This window comes from Dactylosporangium sp. NPDC051087 (genome assembly GCF_055586325.1).
The window spans coordinates 62,771-80,253 of record NZ_JBVJIJ010000037.1 but is presented as its reverse complement, the minus strand read 5'-3'; the positions used below and the strand labels follow the sequence as shown (position 1 = coordinate 80,253).

Sequence of the window (17,483 nt, the reverse complement as noted above, 5' to 3'; positions counted from 1 at the left end):
GCGCCCGGCGTCATCGCGTGGGTGCGGCGCCGGGTGCGCGACGGTGCCGCACCTCGCCCGGGGCCGCGCCAGCGGGCGCCGGTTCGGGGCGCAGCGCGGCGATCGTCACCGTGACGAGCCGGTCGACCGCCGCCTCGGACGGCAGCCCGGCCGCCGCGCCGAGCGCGTGCCGGCAGAACCGCGCCAACTCGGCGGCGTCGACGTCGGCCCGTGCGGCGCCGGCGCGGGCGCTGTCGGCGATGAGGTCACGGATCAGCGCGAGCAGGTGCTGCTCGGCGCCGGCCAGGTGCGGGCCGCGATGCAGCCCGGCGGCGAGGTCGGTGCCGTGGTGCCGGTAGCCGATCAGCGCGTACGTGCGCAGCACGGCGGCCAGCTTCTCCAGGGGGTCCCCGGCTGCGTCGCGGGCGGCGGCGAGCTGCCGGACGTGCCCGGTGACCTGCCGCTCGTGCCAGGCGAGCAGCACCGCCTGCACGTCGGGAAAGTACTTGTACAGCGTGGCCCTGCCGATCCCGGCGGCGGCGGCGAGCTGCGACATCGTCACCCCGGTCAGCCCGTGCTCGTGGACCAGCGCCGCCGCGGCGTCCAGGACCGCGTCGTGGACGGCGTTGCGGTGCTCGGTGATCGTGTCGTTCCACAGCTTCGGCACCCTCCCACTGTACGTCGCGCCACGACCGTGACACTATGACGCGGACATAGACAGAATGTCTCGAAAAACTGGAGGACAGATGTCGGACGACGACGGCGCGGCCGGGACGCCGCGGTGGGTGAAGATCGCCGGCGTCTTCGCGGTCCTGCTGGTGCTGCTGGCGGTCATCGGGCTGCTCACCGGCCACGGCCCGGGACGGCACCTGGGCGGGCACGGCGCGCGGGCGACCGCCGCGGCCTCGGATGATGCTGCCGGGTGGCTCCGGTGAGACCGGCGCCGCCGCCGCTGCGCAAGGCGATGCTCGCCGCGCACGTCACCGCGTCGGTCGGGTGGCTCGGCGCGGTCGCGGCGTCCCTCGCCCTGGCCGTCGCCGCCCTGGCCTCGCGCGACGTGCAGGTGGTCCGCGCCGCGTACGTGGCGATGGACGTGCTGGGCGGCACGGTGCTCGTGCCGATCAGCGTGGCGTCGCTGCTGACCGGGCTGGCGCAGTCCCTCGGCACGGCGTGGGGTCTCGTGCGGCACTACTGGGTGCTGTTCAAGCTCGTGATCAACCTGGTCGCCACGGTCGTGCTGCTGCTCTACACGCAGACCCTCGGGCTGCTCGCCGCCCGTGCCGGGGACCCGTCGCTGACCCTGGCGCAGCTGCGCAGCCCGTCACCGCTCGTCCACGCCGGAGCCGGTCTTCTGCTGCTGGTCGCCGCGACGGTCCTGTCGGTGTACAAGCCGCGCGGCATCACCCGGCACGGCCTGCGCCGCGCCGCGGCGACCGTGACGGCGTCGACCGGCACGACGGCAAAGCCGCCCTTGTGCTGATCGGCGTCGTCGCGATCGTCGGCTTCCCGTGCGGCGGCCTCGCGCGATGACCGTGGCCCGGGGCCTTGCGGGTCACCGCGCGCAGTCGTACAGGGTGTAGAGCGGGGTGGTGAATCCGGTGACGGGGCGGCAGGCGGTCGGCGCCCAGGCGGCGTAGCCGGGGTAGTCCCGGGTCGGCCTGCCCTTCAGCTGCGGGCCGTCGACGAGGGCGTAGCGCAGTTCGCCGGCGGCGACCAGCTCGCCGAGGCGCCCGGCGCCGATGTTCGGGACCTGGGCGGTGAACCCGCCGACCGGGAGCGGGTCGAGGCCGCGGGTGATGAACTGACCGGCCTGTGGCGCCCACTGCACGGCGAGGTCGTAGCGCTCGCCGTCGCGGTTGGCGCGGATGTGGCCGGCGATGCGGTCCACGTCCGCGGCCGGCAGCATCCGCTGCAGCCGGCCGCTGAGGATCGTGGCGGTCTCCCGTGACGGCGGTCCGGCGGCGGGGCGGTGCGCGTCGGAGACGGTCAGTTGTCGGTGACCGACAGCGTCCAGGTGATCGGCGCGAGCAGCACGGCGGCGACCGCGGCGGCGAGGGCGGCGGCGGCCGGTACGACCGAACCGCGCGCCAGCGTCGCCGCGGCGAGCGCGGCGGTGGCGACGGCGGCGGAGACGGCGGCCGTCGCCGGGAGCCAGGTGGCGAAGGTGGGGAAGTTCCCGGCGAGGTGCCATGCCCACCAGCCGCTCGCGGCGACGGTGGCGGGCAGGAGCCAGCGGTGCCAGGTGGTGGTGCGGTAGGCCCGCCACAGGGCGACCAGCCCGGCCGCGGCGAGCGCCGACAGCGCCGGCGCGAGGGCGACGTTGTAGAAGGAGTGCGCCTTGACGCTGCCGGCGAAGGCCAGCAGATGCACCGCCAGCCAGGCGATCCACATCACCGGGGTCGCCGCGTTCCGCCGGGACCGGACCAGGCCCACGACGGCCACCACCAGTCCGGCCGCGGCGAACAGGTACAGCCAGCCGATCTGCGGCGCGACGCCGTTGCGGATCAGGTACTGCCACGCCGGGCCTTCGCTCTTGCCCGGCGGGCCGCCGATGCCCAGGACGTCCGCGCCGGCGTTGTCGACGGCGAAGCGGTTGAACCCGTTGTAGCCGAAGACCATCGACCAGATCGAGTTGTCGACCGACCCGTCGATCCAGGGCCGGTGCGCCGCGGGCAGCGCCGCCATGACGCCGACCCACACGAACGACACGGCGAGGGTCAGCAGGCCGGCGAGGGCGAGCCGGGTCACCCGGCGGCGCCAGGGGGCGGTCGCGGCGACCAGATAGCCGAGGCCGAACGGGATCCAGATCAGCCACGCCTGCGCCATCTTGACCTGGAACGCGAGACCTACCAGCACCCCGGTCCACAGCAGCGGCGTGAGCCGGTCGGTGGACACCGCCCGCTGCCAGAGCAGGGCCGCGGCCAGGAGCAGGGCCACGAGGACGGGGTCGGGGATCTGGGTACGGGCGAGCGCGGCGACCATCGGCGTCACGGCGAAGAACGCGGCCGCCGCGACACCCGCCTCCGGGCCGGCCCAGTCGCGCACGACCCGGTACAGCAGCACGATCGAGGCCAGGCTCGCCAGCAGCGAAGGCAGCAGGACGGCCCACGGTTCGTAGCCGAACACGCTCGCGGACAGCGCCTGCAGCCAGAACGTGCCGGGCGCCTTGTCGAAGGTCATGGTCAGCTGCGGGTCGTAGGCGCCGTACAGCCACGCCTGCCAGTCGCCGGCCATGGTGCGTACGCCCGGACCGTAGTACAGGTGCAGCTGCATCCCGCCGATCCGCCACGCGTAGACGACGGCGGAGCACAGGACGATCGCCGCCAGTGCCGGCCGGATCCATGCCGGCCGCCGGGCGGACGTGCCGGGTAAGTCGGCGTTTGACTGATCGCGTTCATCGATGGGTGACGCCAGGAGATCAGACATGCGCGGATCGTAGGGGAGCGGCATGTAATTGATGAAGCTGAATATGCGAGGAGTTGCGCCATCCGCGTCGGCGCCCGTTTGGGACGCTTGCGGAGCCTCGCTGACGAGCCGGACGTGCGGGACCGTGCGGGACCGTGCGGCGGTACCCCGGTGACGGCGCCCGGCGGTCAGTAGCGCCAGCGGGTGGCCTCGACGATCTCCTGCGGGGTCGCGCCGGCGAACCGGTCGGCCTCGGCGAGCTGGACCGCGCAGTAGGCGTCCAGCAGCGCCGGTCCGAGCAGGCCGGCCAGCAGGTCGTCGGCGCGCAGCGCGGCGACGGCGGCGCCGGCCGTCTGCGGCAGCCGTTCGGGGCGGCGGTCCTCGGGCAGGAGCGCCGGGTCGCCCGGCACTTCGGCGGCCAGCGGCAGGTCGTACCCGCACGAGGCGGCGACGATCTCGGTCACGGCGGCGACGACGAGGTACGGGTTGGCGGCGCCGTCGCAGCACTTGACCTCGACGTTGGCGGCCCGGTCGCGTTCGCCGGGGCTGCCGGTGACCAGCCGCAGGGCGGCCTCCCGGTTCTCGTGCCCCCAGCAGCGGAACGGCGCGGCCCAGTGCTGCGGCTCCAGCCGGAGCCGGCTGGCGGCGCCGGGGGAGCCGAGCGCGGCGAGCGCCGGCAGCCGCCGCAGGAGCCCGGCCATCGCGGCCTCGCCGGCCGGGCGCAGCCCGTGCGGCCCGGCACCCCCGCTGAACAGCGCCTGCCCGTCGCGGCGCGCCGAGACGTGCAGGTGCTGGCCGTTGCCGACCTGGCCGGCGCTGACGACGGGGGCGAACGACACCCGCAGGCCGTGCCGCTGGGACACGGCCCGGACGGTCTGGCGGACCAGCACCGTCCGGTCGGCGGCGAGCACCGGGTCGGCGGCGGCGACGGACACCTCGAACTGGCCCGGCGAGTACTCCGGGTGGATCTGCTCGACGGGCACGTCCTGCGCGTCGAGGGCCTGGTACAGCTCGTCGAGGTAGGCCGCCGCCTCGACGACGCGGGTCATCCCGTAGGCGGGTCCGGTCGCGGCCGGTTCGCCGTCGGCGGTGGCGAGGTACCACTCCACCTCGAACGCCATCCGCAGCTCGAGGCCGGTCTCGGCGGCGCGGGCGGCGGCGGTGCGCGCGAGGGTCCGCTGGCAGCACGGCCACGGTTCGCCTTCCTGGGTCCGCCGGTCGGCCGGCGCCCAGGCCCAGTGCGGCTGCGCGGCCAGGACGGTGGCGCGGTCCAGGTCGGGGAACAGCCGCAGGTCTCCGGCCGGCCCGCCGACGTGCTCGCTGGTGGTGGCCGAGTCGTCGACGAGGAACACGTCGAAGATCGGCGACATGCCGACGCCCCAGCTGGCCGCGTGGGTGAGCCGGCGGACCGGCACCGTCTTCACCCGGGTGACGCCGGCGTTGTCGACCCAGGTGAGGGCGACCGCGTGGACGTCGCGGGACGCCAGTTCGGCGGCGATCCGTCCGGCCCGTGCGGTGTCATCCATCGACGCGTCCTTCCCGGGGCAGCAGGCGCACAGCAGCTACCCCGGCAGGTGCTCACTGAACCCGTTGCGGCACCAGGTCGAGCGCGGCCTCGACGGCGACCTGTTCCATCCCGCGCAGGAACGCCTCCGCGTCGCCGGGTGAGACGAAGTGGGTGTCCATGAACACGGTGATCTGGATCGTGTCCGGTACGTCGTCGATGTGGACGAACAGCCGCTCGAAGGGGTCGTCCTGCTGGATCGTCCAGCGGAACGTGGTGTGGCCGCCGGCGAGCGCCTCGCGGATCTCGTCCGGCGCCGGGGCCGGTCCGGTGGCGCCCGCCCGGGTGGTGATCCGCCGGTCGTTGTAGAAGCAGCCGAGGTCGAAGTCGGGGTCCCGATCCGCGGCGACGCTCGCGATCAGGTCCTGCAGGTCCACGGGATGGAAGTAGGCGTGCTTGTAGGCCGTCATCGCCGCCCGCTGGGTCCGCGCGAGGGCCTCGGAGAACGGTACGTCCGCGACGTCCAGCGCGCAGAGACCGCTCTCGGCGACCGTGCACACCACGTCGGCGAGGGCGGGGCGGAACCGGTTGTTCACCGTGGGCCGGAACACCACCGGATTGATCCCGGTCATCCGGTGCAGCGCCACCCCGTAGACGGCCATCAGCACCGGCGAGGCGTCCATGCCGGCCCGGGCGGCGATCGCCCGCGTCGCCAGGTGCAGCGCGCGGGACCTGAACTCGCCGCGCCAGTGGCGGGGCTGCCGCGGGTCGTCGGACCCGGCGAAGCGGCGGGCCGGGATGCTCCGCAGCAGCCGCTCCCAGTAGCGCAGCGCCGCCTCGTTCTGCCGGACCCCGGCCGGTGACCGCTGCCAGCGGGCCTGCTCCAGCGGCTGCATCCCGGTGACCGGGGTGGTGACCCGCGCGGCGGACTCGGCGAGCATCACCGCGGCGCCCCCGCCGTCGGTGACCAGGTGGCACATGATGGCGACCAGGTGCGTCGGCTGCCCGGACCGGACCACCACCCCCATCCGCAGCGGCCACTGCGTCACGAAGTCGTAGTCGGTCTCCTCGTACCGCCGCCGCAGCGCGTCGGCGAGCTCGGCCGGGTCGTCGTCCTCGCCCGCTTCGACGACGTCCAGCGCGATCTCCCCCGAGCCGGCGACCACCTGGGTCGGCCGGTCGCCGGCGTCGAAGCGCAGCCGGGTCCGCATCGACTGGTAGCGGCTCATCAGGTAGCGGAGGTTCTCCACGACGTCGGCGAGGCCGGTGCCGTCGGGCAACGGCGTCGCGCCGCCCATGGGCAGCCAGGAGTTCTGCCGCCGCATCGCCATCCACAGGTCCAGCTGGCCCCACGACAGGTCGTCGGCACCGGAACCCTCGCCCTCGAAGGCGACAACGATCTGCTCTGCCATGCCACCGATCCTTCCGTGCCATCGCGGCGTCCATCGATAAGCCGGCAGTATCGTACAGTTTCTTTACAGATAGGCCTGCGTGCTTCCGGACAGCCGGTGACGTGCGGCGACGGCGCCGGGATGGTTTTGCGGGTGATCCGCCGGTTTGTACACTCGGCGGCACGTTGCCGGGCCCGGGGCGCCACCTGGGCCCTGGGCGGCCACCCGCTGACGAGGTGGCCGACCGCTTTCCAAGCCCGATGCAAACCCCGCCACGTGTGCGCCCGCCGCGTGGCGTGGAGTCGCCCGTACCTTTTCCGGCCGGCGACCGAAAGCCTAGGGAGTTCGTTGAGAAAAGCAGCCATTATCGTGGGAGCGGTGTGCGCCGCACTCATCGCGTTCATGTTTGCCGCCGAGCACCAGTCCAGGTCGTCGCAGGCGTCGCGGACGTCTCCCGGCCTCCACGTCAGCGGCAGGAACATCGTCGAGGCCAACGGCAACACCTTCGTCATGCGCGGCGTCAGTCATCCGTACGCCTGGCACAAGGACCAGAACCAGTCGTTCGCCGACATCAAGAAGCTGGGTGCCAACACCCTGCGGGTCGTGCTGACCGGCGACGTCGGCGCCGCCGAGGTGTCCGACGTCATCGCGCGGTGCAGGCAGCAGCGGCTCATCTGCGTCCTGGAGTACCACGACACCACCGGGCACGGCGAGAAGGACGACGCCGTCGCCCTGGACGCGGCCGCCGCCTACTGGACCGGGCTGCGGGACGTCCTGACCGGCCAGGAGAACTTCGTCGTCGTCAACCTCGGCAACGAACCGTACGGCAACAACGACACCGCGGGCTGGGCCGGCACGACGAGCACGGCGGTCAGGAAGCTGCGCGACGCCGGCCTGCGGCACCTGGTCATGGTCGACGGGCCGAACTGGGGACAGGACTGGTCGGGCGTCATGCGCGGCGGCGCCCGGTCGGTGCTCGACGGCGACCCGCTGCACAACATCGTGTTCTCGGTCCACATGTACGGCGTGTACGGCACCGCCGCGAAGGTCACCGACTACTACGACGCCTTCCAGAACGCCGGGCTGCCGCTGGTGGTCGGTGAGTTCGGGTGGAAGCACACCGACGGCGACGTGGACGAGGACACCATCATGAGCGAGGCGCAGTCCCGGGGGATCGGATACCTGGGCTGGTCGTGGAGCGGCAACAGCGGCGGCGTCGAGTACCTCGACGTGGCCACCGGCTTCGACCCCGGCCGGCTGACCGAGTGGGGCCGGCACCTCTTCGACAGCGCCGACGGCATCCGGGCGACCGCGAAGGAGGCCACCGTCTTCGCCGACCGGGCGGCGGCCGGGTAGAGCGGCGGCCGGGTAGGGGCAGTGGCCCGCTACGCCGGTACTACTCCGAAAGTAGGGCCGACTTCCGCACCGCCCCCCGGGCCCACCCCGCGCCGTCCCCGGGTAGTAGCCCCTCGCCCAGCGACAACGCGCACGCAGGGGGAGGCGAACGTGAGCGCATCGAAAGCCGCGCCCCCGGACCGGGACGCCTGGCTCGCGGGTCAGTTCCGGGTTCCGGAGACCTCATCCGGTCCGGGGCAGGCGCGAGGACCGCACCGTGGCCTGGCCCGGTGGCGGCCGGGGTACTGGCCGCTGATCCTGTCCTACCTGATCGTCGTGGCGAGCGACTTCTGGTTCGTCAACCCGTTCGCCACCGGCGTGCTCAGCTGGCCGCTGACGGTGCTGTGGACGTGGCCCATCATCACCACGATCACCGGCATCGTCGGCATCCGGCGCACCCGCAGGGCGCTGCGCGAGTCGGAGGCCCGCTGGTCCGGCCGCGGGCCGGCGAGCACCGACGGCTTCCTGATCGTGGTCGTTCCGACCATCGGGCGGCACGACACCTACCCCGCGCTCAAACGCTCGGTCCTGTCCTACCTCGCCTATCTGCCCGAGTGCTTCCCGCGGCTCAGGATCGACGTCGTCATCGACGAGGGCTGCGAGGCGGCCGACAGGATCGCCGGGCTGGCCGCGCGGAGCCCGCTGATCCGGCTCGTCGTCGTGCCGGGGCGGTACCGCACCGCCAACGGGACCCGGTTCAAGGCACGGGTCACCAACTACTCGCACGAGCTGCGGATCCACGAGCACGAGAACCGCGACGACGTGTGGGTGCTGCACATGGACGACGACACCGGTGTCGGCCCCGACACCGCCCGGACCATGGCCCGGTTCATCGAGGAGCAGTCCCGGGCCGGCCGCGCCGCCAAGCACCTGGCGCAGGGCGTCCTGACGTACCCGCGCGAGTACGCGGTGAACACGCTCACCTGGCTCGCGGACTCGGTCCGGCCCGCCGAGGACGTCGGGCGCTTCTCGGCCTGGACCGGCAGCGGCACCCCACGCGCGGGCGTGCACGGTGAGCTCCTGCTGGTGCGGGCCTCGGTCGAGGCGACGATCGGCTGGGACTTCGGCCCCCGCAGCATCGTCGAGGACGCCCAGTTCGCGCTGATCTTCTGCGCCCGCTACAAGGGGCGCAGCGCCTGGTTCGGCGGGCGGTGCTACGGCGCGTCGCCCGCCGGCCTGCGCGACTTCGTCCGCCAGCGCGAACGCTGGTCGTGGGGGCTGACGGCGCTGGTGTTCAACCGGTCGCTGCAGCTGCGCAACCGGCTGCTGCTCGGATACTCGGTGGTGTCGTGGGTCGTCGGCCCGGTCACGAACGTCGCGGTGGTCATGTTCCTGAGCCTCCTGGTCGCCGAACGCAACACGTCCCCGGTGGCGCTCTTCGTCATTCCGCTCTGGGCGCTGAACATGGCCTACACGATCTGGATGTACTGGGAGGGCCTGCGGCTCAACGCCACGGTCTCCGGTGACGGGCGGCGCGCGTGGTGGGAGCCTCCGGTCGTCATCCTGCTGATCCCGGTCTTCGGGATGATGGAGAGCATTGCCGGGCTGCGCGGGTTCGTGAAGTTCGCCCAGCGCACCGAGAACAGGTTCATGGTGATCCGCAAGCCGTCCTGACCGCGGGATCACGGGACGGGCCGCGGGATCACTCGCGCAGGGCCCGGGCGACCTGCGCCGCGGCCGGCTCCGGACGGGGCCGCCGAAAGCCGGGACTGCCTGGATCGGGGGCCCCGCTACGATGCGCGCGTCCACATCCAGCGGGGGTTTCATCTTGTCCGAGCACAGCGGGACCGCAGCATCCACCGAGAGTGACCGTGGCCCCGGCCCTGAGGTCGTCACCGACCCTGCCCCCGGGGGCGTTCCGGTCGCCCTCGCCGAGGGGCAGTCGCCGAGTCCGTCGCCTGCCGGCGATCCGCGGCGGCGCCGGCGCCGTACCGCGGCCGTGGTCGCCGCTGTCGTGGTCCTCGCCGCGTTCGCCGGGGGCGGCGCCTTCGCGCTGACGCGACGATGGGAGAAGCCGTCCGGGATGCTGCCGGAGCAGGTGGTGCCCGCCGATGTTGCGTCGTTCGCCCGTTTCGACCTGCAGCCGGGCGTGCGGCAGCGGCTGGCGTTCGACGGCCTGCTGCGCGCGGCGCCCGGCAGCCGCAACTCCCTCACCGGCGTCCAGCGTTCCCTGCTCGCCGGGGCCGGCGCGCCGATCACCCTCGACGAGGCCGCCCCCTGGCTCGGCGACCGGTTCGGGATCGCGCGCTGGGCCGCTCCTTCCGGTCCCGCGACGCTGCTCGTCACGCTGCTCAAGGACAAGGACAAGGCCCTCGCCACCGTACGGGCGAAAGGCGCCGACGCGGCGGGCATCGTCATCCGTGACGACTACGCGCTGATCGCGTTCGCCGGGCAGGGCTCCCAGGCCGTCGCCGACGCGGCCGCGAAGGCCCCGTCGCTCGCGGCGGACCCGGTGTTCGCCGCCGCCCGCGCCGGCATGCCCGCGGACCTGCCGGTGCTCGGGTGGTTCGACTTCGGGCGCGACGTGCGTTCCTACGGGCTCGAGGCCGACGACTTCGGCCTGCCCCGCCTCTTCGCTGACCCGCAGCATCCGCTGCCCGCCGCCAGCGGCCGGCTCCTCGTCGGCGCCCGCGCGGAGGACGGCGGCATGGAGGTGCGCGGCCGGCTCATCGGCGCGCACGACCTGCCCTACTTCGCCGCGGGGCCGCCCGCCGCGGCCGGCCGCCTCGGTCAGCTGCCCGCCGGCGTGACCGCCGCGGGCGTCGTGCCCGGCAATGTCGGCTACCTCGGCGCCAACCCGACGAACACGCTGTTCCCCGCCGCCTCCTCCATGATGGGCGCGCTGCTCGACCAGACCGGACTGCCGCCGCTGCCGAGCGGTGCGACATCGCTCGGCACGGCCTCGACCGTCCCCGGCTACGGCACCATCTACACGGGCCAGGTGCGCGGCCTGACGAGCGTGAGCGACGGTCCCGCCATCGAGGCCCACGACGCCCAGCGCAACCTCGACGCCGTCACCCGGGCCGCCGCGGGCGCGAAGTCCGTCGCCTACGCCACCGCCGGTCCGCAGCCGAGTCTCTCCAACGGTTTCATGGACCCGCCGGGCATCCTCGTCGACTTCGAGCTGGCCGACGCCGACGCGGCGGCACAGACCCGGTCCGCCACCGCCCGTATCGCCGAGTGGTCCCACGTCACCGTCACCACCCGCGACGCCCACGTCGTCATGCGGACCGGGCCGTTCGCCGGCAGCACGACGGGCTCGCTCGCCGACGACCCGCTGTTCCGCGCCGCGATGACCGGCGCCGACCCGCAGGCGACGGCCGCGCTCTTCCACGTCGGCGGCGAGGCGTTCGGGATCCCGCTCAAGGCGTTCGGGCTGAGCACGACGCCCGACGGCGCCGACACGGTGATGCTGGCCCGGCTCGTCATCGGCTGACAAACACCGGGCCTGACCACGGCAATTGCAGAGAGACACGTACTGCGAGCGGCGCGGCACGCCGCCGCTGCGAATCCACGAGATCGAACAGGCGCTGAACCCTGGAGACCGAGGTCCCCATCGTCCTGTGCGACGCCCGGCAGCGGCAGTCGGGCAAGGACGTGCTCATCGCCCTGCTGCAGCACGTCCGCGGCCTGCGGACCCGCGAGGTGGCCGCGGCGCCGGTCAACGCCTGACGCGGGAGCCGGGCGCCGGCCCGCGATCGAAGTTCGTCGCGGCCGTGGATAGCGCCCGGCGCGCGGGTAGGGCAGGATAGTAACGAGATCTAACCTACTGGTCGCAACGCCAGTGGGTGGAGCGGGCATCGGCGGCCGGCTCCTCGTCACGTTCCCCCTGCTCGAAGGAGCGAGCCATGCTTCGACGTCTGCTGGCCGCCGCCGGACTCGCCGCGCTGATCACCGCCACCCTGATCGTGCCCGGCCCGCCCGCCAGCGCCGCAACCCTCACCAACGTGCTGGTCTTCAGCAAGACCGCCGGCTTCCGCCATTCCTCGATCCCCAACGGCATCGCCGCCATCCAGCAGCTCGGCGCCGCCAACGGCTTCACGGTGACCGCCACCGAGGACGCCGGTCAGTTCACCACCGCCAACCTCGCCCGCTTCCAGGCGGTGGTCTGGCTGTCCACCACCGGCGACGTCCTCGACGCCGCCCAGCAGGCCGCGTTCGAGGCCTACATCGGCGCCGGCGGCGGCTACGTCGGCATCCACGCCGCCGCCGACACGGAGTACGACTGGGCCTGGTACGGCGGGCTGGTCGGCGCCTACTTCTCCTCGCACCCGGCGATCCAGAACGCCAACCTGCGCGTCGAGGACCAGGCGAACCCGTCGACGGCGCACCTGCCGGCGACCTGGACCCGCAGCGACGAGTGGTACAACTACCGCACCAACCCCCGCTCGTCCGCCCGGGTGCTGATCAACCTCGACGAGGGCTCCTACAGCGGCGGCTCGATGGGCGACCACCCGATCACCTGGTGCAAGAACTACGCCGGCGGCCGCGCCTGGTACACCGGCCTCGGCCACACCGAGGCCAGCTACACCGACCCCGCCTTCACCCGCATGCTGCTCGGCGGCCTGCAGATCGCGGCCGGCGCCGTCCAGGCGGACTGCAGCCCGCGCACGGCGCCGACGTCCCGGCAGGTCGCGCTGCGGGCGCAGGCAAACAACCAGATCGTGGCCGCGGAGAACGCCGGCGCCGCACCGCTCGTCGCCAACCGGACGGCGGTCGGCGCGTGGGAGCAGTTCGACCTGGTCGACCTCGGCGGCGGCAACGTGGCGCTGCGGGCCCGGATCAACGGCCGCTACGTCTGCGCGGACAACGCCGGCGCGGCCGCGCTGATCGCCAACCGCACCGCGGTCGGCGCCTGGGAGACCTTCGCCCTCGTCACCAACGCCGACGGCACGGTCAGCCTGCGCGCCCAGGCGAACGGGCGCTACGTCGTGGCCGAGAACGGCGGCGCCGCACCGCTCATCGCCAACCGCACCGCGATCGGGCCGTGGGAGAAGTTCACCCTCGTCAACGTCTGACCGCAGCGACCCCAGCGAGGACCGGACGGCCGCCGACCGTCCGGTCCCGCACCCATGCCCGCACACCCCTCGAAGGGCACACCGCCATGTCCTTGTCCCGCCGCGGCCGGCCCAGGCCGCTCACCACGATCACCGCCACGATCACCGTGCTCGCCGGCACCGCGGTCCCGCTCGCCGCCGGGTCCGGTGCGCACGCCGCGCCGATCCCCGCCGCCGACTACCAGCAGGTCACCCTCGCCGCCGGACCCGCCGAGGTCGGCGAGCCGATGTCGCTCGCGGTGCTGCCCAACCGCTCGGTGCTGCACACCGCCCGCGACGGCACGGTCCGGGTCACCGACGCCGCCGGCACCACCCGCGTCGCCGGGCGGATCTCCGTCTACACCCACGACGAGGAAGGCCTGCAGGGCATCGCGGTCGACCCCGGCTTCGCCGCCAACCGCTTCGTCTACGTGTACTACTCCCCGCCGCTGTCCACCCCCGGCGGCGACGCGCCCGCCACGGGCACGGCGGCCGACTTCGCCGTCTGGCAGGGACACCTGAACCTGTCCCGCTTCACCCTCAACGCCGACGACACCCTCGACCCCGGCAGCGAACGGGTCGTGCTCACCGTCCCCGGCAACCGGGGCATGTGCTGCCACGTCGGCGGCGACATCGACCTCGACGCCGCCGGCAACCTGTACCTGTCCACCGGCGACGACACCAACCCGTTCGAGTCCGCCGGCTACGCGCCGCTGGACGAGCGGACCGAGCGCAACCCCGCCTACGACGCGCAGCGCACCTCCGGCAACACCAACGACCTGCGCGGCAAGGTCCTGCGGATCAAGGTGAACGGCGACGCCTCGTACGCGATCCCGCCGGGCAACCTGTTCGCGCCCGGCACCCCCGGCACCCGCCCGGAGATCTACGCGATGGGCTTCCGCAACCCGTTCCGGATGAGCGTCGACAAGGCCACCGGCGTCGTGTACCTCGGCGACTACGGCCCCGACGCCGGCGTCACCGACAGCGGCCGCGGCCCCAACGGGCAGGTCGAGTTCGACCGGATCACGTCGCCCGGCAACTACGGCTGGCCGTACTGCACCGGCACGAACACCACGGCCGAGACGTACAACGAGTGGAACTTCGCGACCAACAGCACCGGCCCGAAGTACGACTGCGCCGGCGGCCCGGCGAACAACTCCTTCCGCAACACCGGCCAGGGCACGCTGCCACCGGCCCGCCCGTCCTGGATCCGTTACGGCGGCGACGCGGGCACGCCACCGGAGTTCGGCGGTGGCGGCGAGTCGCCGATGGGTGGTCCGGTGTACCGGTACGACGCCGCGAACCCGTCGCCGGTGAAGTTCCCCGCCGCGCTCGACGGCCGGTACTTCGCCGGGGAGTTCGGCCGGCGCTGGATCCGCGCGGTCGCTGTCAACGGCGACGGCACCCCGGGCGAGATCTCCCCGTTCCCGTGGACCGGCACGCAGGTGATGGACATGGCGTTCGGCCCGGACGGCGCCCTGTACGTCCTCGACTACGGCACCGGCTTCGGCAACCCCGACCAGTTCTCCGCCCTCTACCGCATCGAATACATCGGCGCCGGCACCAACCGCAGCCCGATCGCGGTCGCGTCCGCCGACCGCACGTCAGGCCCCGGCCCGCTGACGGTCGCCCTGTCCTCGGCCGGCAGCAGCGACCCGGAGGGTGGCGCGCTCACCTACTCGTGGGCGTTCGGCGACGGTACCAGCGCAGCGACCGCGAACCCGAGCAAGACCTACTCCACGAACGGCACCTACACCGCCACGCTGACCGTCACCGACCTGCAGGGCGCGACCGGCTCCGCGAGCGTCATCATCACCGTCGGCAACACCGCGCCGGCGGTCGTGCTCACCGCGCCGGACGACGGTCAGCTGTTCGGCTTCGGCGACACCGTGCCGTTCCAGGTGACGGTCACCGACCGGGAGGACGGCACGGTCGACTGCTCACGGGTCAGCGTCACCTACGCCCTCGGGCACGACAGCCACGCGCACCAGATCACCTCCAGGACCGGCTGCTCCGGCAGCATCGCCGTGCCCGTCGACGGCGAGCACGACGCCGCGGCCAACATCTTCGGCGTGTTCGACGCCGCCTACACCGACAACGGCGGGCTCACCACGCACAGCATCCACACGCTGCAGCCCAGGCACCGGCAGGGCGAGCACTTCGGCACCCAGTCGGGCGTGCAGCTCGCAGACCACGCCGCGGCCGAGGGCGGCCGGACCGCCGGCTTCATCGACCCCGGCGACTGGATCGCCTACCACCCGTACCAGCTGCGCGACGTCGACCGCTTCACCGCCCGGGTGTCCTCGGCCGGCCCCGGCGGCACGATCGAGGTCCGGGCCGGATCGCCGACCGGCCAGCTGCTCGGCACGGCCGCCGTGCCGAACACCGGAAGCTGGGAGGCGTTCACCGACGTCAGCACCGCCCTCACCGCCGGACCGGCCGGCCCGGCCACGCTGTTCCTGGTGTTCCGTGGCACCGGCGCCAGCCTGTTCGACGTGGACGCCTTCACCTTCACCACCGGACCGCGGCCGGCCGCCACGGTCGCGCTGCGGGCGACGGCCAACAACCGCTACGTCACGGCCGAGAACGCCGGCGCGGCCCCGCTCGTCGCCAACCGGGACGCCGTCGGCCTGTGGGAACAGTTCGACGTGATCGACCTCGGCGGCGGCAACGTCGCGCTGCGGGCCAGGGTCAACGGCCTGTACGTCTGCGCCGAGAACGCGGGCGCGGCCCCGCTGGTCGCGAACCGGACCGCCGTCGGGGCGTGGGAGACGTTCGAGCTCGTCCACAACACCGACGGCACGGTGAGCCTGCGGGCGGCCGTCAACGGCCGGTACGTGGTCGCCGAGAACGCCGGCGCGCAGCCGCTCATCGCCGACCGCCCGGCGATCGGACCGTGGGAGAAGTTCACGCTCGTCCCGGCCTGACCGGCCAGGCGCACCCTGTCGTCCGCCGCGGCCGCGGCCCGTGGCGGACGATGGGGCGTGGCCCCTCCGCGCGCCGGACTCGGTCGTCCGCGCCGGATTCCGTGGCTGATCGGCCGAGGACCGGACCGTGGCCCAGTTCCTGGGCTGCGGGACGTGGCTGCCCAACTGGCGATCGACTACGGGACGTCCAACACGGTCGCGCTGCTGCGCTGGCTCGTCCCCGAGTCCGTGGCCGCCGCCACCAACTTCGCCGTCGCCGAGGGCGCCAAGGTCACCGAAGGTCAGGTCGTCGTCGTGTACGACCTCGGCGCCGGCACCTTCGACGCCAGCGTGGTCCGCCGCACCGGCGAGGGGTTCGAGACCCTCGCGTACCGCGGCGTCGACGACCTCGGCGGCCTCGACCTCGACGCGCTGGTCGTCGCGCACGCCGGCGGTACAGCACACGCGACCGCCCGGCGACGGCTGGGCGCCGGCCTGCTGGCGGTGACGGACAACATCGACCAGACGTACACCGTGAACCGACCCGTGAGGCCACGAACGACGTGCACTGCCGGTTCACGAACAGGTACGGGTCGATGAAGAAGTTGCCGTACCACGGGTAGTCGTTGACGGCGCCGAAGGCCATGACGTCGCCGCTGTAGCCGCCGTACTTGCCGAAGCGGTCGGCGACCACGCGGTACGCCCGCACGTTCGACGGGGTGCCCGGGGTGATGATGGTCAGGGTCACCTTGGCCGTGTTGGAGTTGCCCGACATGCCGGCGAGGTTCTCCGCGCGCAGCATGAAGTCGTACGATCTGCCCGGCGTCAGCAGGCTCATCGTGAACGAGCAGCAGCCGCTGATCGGGTACGCCGCCTTCTTCCACGCCGTCGTGCCCGTGAACCGGTAGTAGATCCAGTAGTACACATTGGACGGTGTGGACGACGACCAGCTGAGCGGTCGATAGTGTGCCGCGTATGGCCCACCGCTGCGGGGACGTCCTGCGCATCTCCTGCCCGTTCACGCCGGCCGTCGTCGCCGGTGTCAGCGACAGCCACATCAGCGTCCGCTGGCCCTGGTGGCAGATCGACCCGGACGCCGACGGCATCCACTGGAACGGCGTCGTCGCCCTCGCCCGCGACGACCCGGCCGAACTGTTCGTCACCGAACCACCTGCCCACCGCCTCGCACCGGGCGACGCCTGCCGGGTCGGCATCCCACCGCGGATCATCCACGTCATCGAGATCTCCGAGTACGACCCGCCGCAAGAGACCGGCTGGCTGCCGCGACCGAGCCTCAGCCTGCTCGTCCTGCGCGCGGGCGAACCTCCCGACCCCGCGGCGGAATTCCAGGGCACCAGCATCGAACCCGGCGACGGCATCCCGCTCACGCTCGAACTGATCTTCCGGCCGTACGCCTTCCTGGAACCCGGCGACGACGTGGCCGACGCCGCCGGCCGCGCATGGCGCTTCGGCGGACCATGGAACTGGACCGCCTACGACAGCGCGGACGGCACCCCGGCCTGGCCCCTTACCCTGCTGACCGGCAACGCGGACCCGGCCACCGTCACCTCCGCCACCAGCACCGGCTCTCACAAAGCCGAGGTCCGCCGCTGGCAGCAAGCCGCCGAGCTGCCCGTGCCGGGATGTTCGGGCTCAGTGGCACGATCGAGGTGTGACGGATCCGGCTCGTGAACTCGGCGATCTCCGCGCTTGGCTTGCAGTGACGCTTCGCCTGACGCGGCGATCGCCTGGGCCTGGCGGACTCACCGTGCTCAGCGTGCCGTCCGACCGCGAGCTGATCGAGGAAGTCCGGCGCCTTCGACGATTGGCCGACTCGTTCGGTGATACGCAACCGCGTGCACAATGA

General features: G+C 73.0%; 15 protein-coding genes. 10 read left to right on the top strand and 5 right to left on the bottom strand.

From position 1 onward, the window contains the following. Positions 1 to 10 precede the first annotated feature (10 nt). Positions 11 to 646, bottom strand: a complete 636-nt coding sequence (locus tag ACZ6TV_RS47310; protein ID WP_465306813.1) for a TetR/AcrR family transcriptional regulator — start codon at positions 644 to 646, stop codon at positions 11 to 13. A 79-nt stretch (positions 647 to 725) separates the two neighbouring features. Here ACZ6TV_RS47310 and ACZ6TV_RS47305 point away from each other — a divergent pair, with 79 nt between their 5' ends. Next, positions 726 to 914 carry a hypothetical protein gene (locus tag ACZ6TV_RS47305; RefSeq protein ID WP_465306811.1) on the top strand — a complete coding sequence of 63 codons (189 nt, stop codon included), beginning with the start codon at positions 726 to 728 and terminating at the stop codon, positions 912 to 914. After that, positions 902 to 1,459, top strand: a complete 558-nt coding sequence (locus tag ACZ6TV_RS47300) for a DUF2269 domain-containing protein (protein WP_465306809.1) — start codon at positions 902 to 904, stop codon at positions 1,457 to 1,459. The genes ACZ6TV_RS47305 and ACZ6TV_RS47300 overlap by 13 nt, the downstream gene beginning before the upstream one ends. Before the next feature lie 72 nt (positions 1,460 to 1,531). Here the strand turns inward: ACZ6TV_RS47300 and ACZ6TV_RS47295 are convergent, their stop codons facing one another. From ACZ6TV_RS47295 to ACZ6TV_RS47280, 4 genes are all read right to left on the bottom strand, one after another. Continuing rightward, the gene (locus ACZ6TV_RS47295; RefSeq protein WP_465306807.1) at positions 1,532 to 1,885 is read right to left on the bottom strand and encodes a mannosyltransferase YkcB-related protein; all 354 of its coding nucleotides are present in this window, start codon (positions 1,883 to 1,885) and stop codon (positions 1,532 to 1,534) included. Positions 1,886 to 1,965: 80 nt separating this feature from the next. After that, a complete protein-coding gene (locus ACZ6TV_RS47290) occupies positions 1,966 to 3,405 on the bottom strand; it encodes an ArnT family glycosyltransferase (protein WP_465306805.1) in 1,440 nt (479 codons plus the stop codon). Between the two features lie 167 nt (positions 3,406 to 3,572). Continuing rightward, a complete protein-coding gene (locus tag ACZ6TV_RS47285; protein ID WP_465306804.1) occupies positions 3,573 to 4,910 on the bottom strand; it encodes a type I glutamate--ammonia ligase in 1,338 nt (445 codons plus the stop codon). A gap of 52 nt (positions 4,911 to 4,962) precedes the next feature. After that, entirely contained in the window at positions 4,963 to 6,300 is a 1,338-nt protein-coding gene (locus tag ACZ6TV_RS47280) for a condensation domain-containing protein (RefSeq protein WP_465306802.1), read from the bottom strand. A gap of 357 nt (positions 6,301 to 6,657) precedes the next feature. On the opposite strand from ACZ6TV_RS47280, the gene ACZ6TV_RS47275 reads away from it, so the two are divergent. From ACZ6TV_RS47275 to ACZ6TV_RS47240, 8 genes are all read left to right on the top strand, one after another. Next, positions 6,658 to 7,635 carry a cellulase family glycosylhydrolase gene (locus tag ACZ6TV_RS47275; RefSeq protein WP_465306800.1) on the top strand — a complete coding sequence of 326 codons (978 nt, stop codon included), beginning with the start codon at positions 6,658 to 6,660 and terminating at the stop codon, positions 7,633 to 7,635. Between the two features lie 150 nt (positions 7,636 to 7,785). Next, complete coding sequence (locus tag ACZ6TV_RS47270) at positions 7,786 to 9,288, top strand: glycosyltransferase family 2 protein (RefSeq protein WP_465306798.1); 1,503 nt, start codon at positions 7,786 to 7,788, stop codon at positions 9,286 to 9,288. A 325-nt stretch (positions 9,289 to 9,613) separates the two neighbouring features. Then, positions 9,614 to 11,110 (top strand): hypothetical protein, encoded by a 1,497-nt coding sequence (locus ACZ6TV_RS47265; protein WP_465306796.1) that lies wholly within the window; start codon positions 9,614 to 9,616, stop codon positions 11,108 to 11,110. Between the two features lie 412 nt (positions 11,111 to 11,522). Next, positions 11,523 to 12,692 carry a ThuA domain-containing protein gene (locus ACZ6TV_RS47260; RefSeq protein WP_465306794.1) on the top strand — a complete coding sequence of 390 codons (1,170 nt, stop codon included), beginning with the start codon at positions 11,523 to 11,525 and terminating at the stop codon, positions 12,690 to 12,692. Positions 12,693 to 12,778: 86 nt separating this feature from the next. Beyond that, positions 12,779 to 15,637 carry a PQQ-dependent sugar dehydrogenase gene (locus ACZ6TV_RS47255; protein ID WP_465306792.1) on the top strand — a complete coding sequence of 953 codons (2,859 nt, stop codon included), beginning with the start codon at positions 12,779 to 12,781 and terminating at the stop codon, positions 15,635 to 15,637. A gap of 153 nt (positions 15,638 to 15,790) precedes the next feature. Further along, positions 15,791 to 16,216: an Hsp70 family protein gene (locus ACZ6TV_RS47250; protein ID WP_465306790.1), complete on the top strand. Its 426-nt coding sequence runs from the start codon at positions 15,791 to 15,793 to the stop codon at positions 16,214 to 16,216. A gap of 71 nt (positions 16,217 to 16,287) precedes the next feature. Then, entirely contained in the window at positions 16,288 to 16,524 is a 237-nt protein-coding gene (locus tag ACZ6TV_RS47245; protein WP_465306788.1) for a hypothetical protein, read from the top strand. Between the two features lie 67 nt (positions 16,525 to 16,591). Next, the gene (locus tag ACZ6TV_RS47240) at positions 16,592 to 17,308 is read left to right on the top strand and encodes a hypothetical protein (protein WP_465306786.1); all 717 of its coding nucleotides are present in this window, start codon (positions 16,592 to 16,594) and stop codon (positions 17,306 to 17,308) included. Positions 17,309 to 17,483 lie beyond the last annotated feature (175 nt).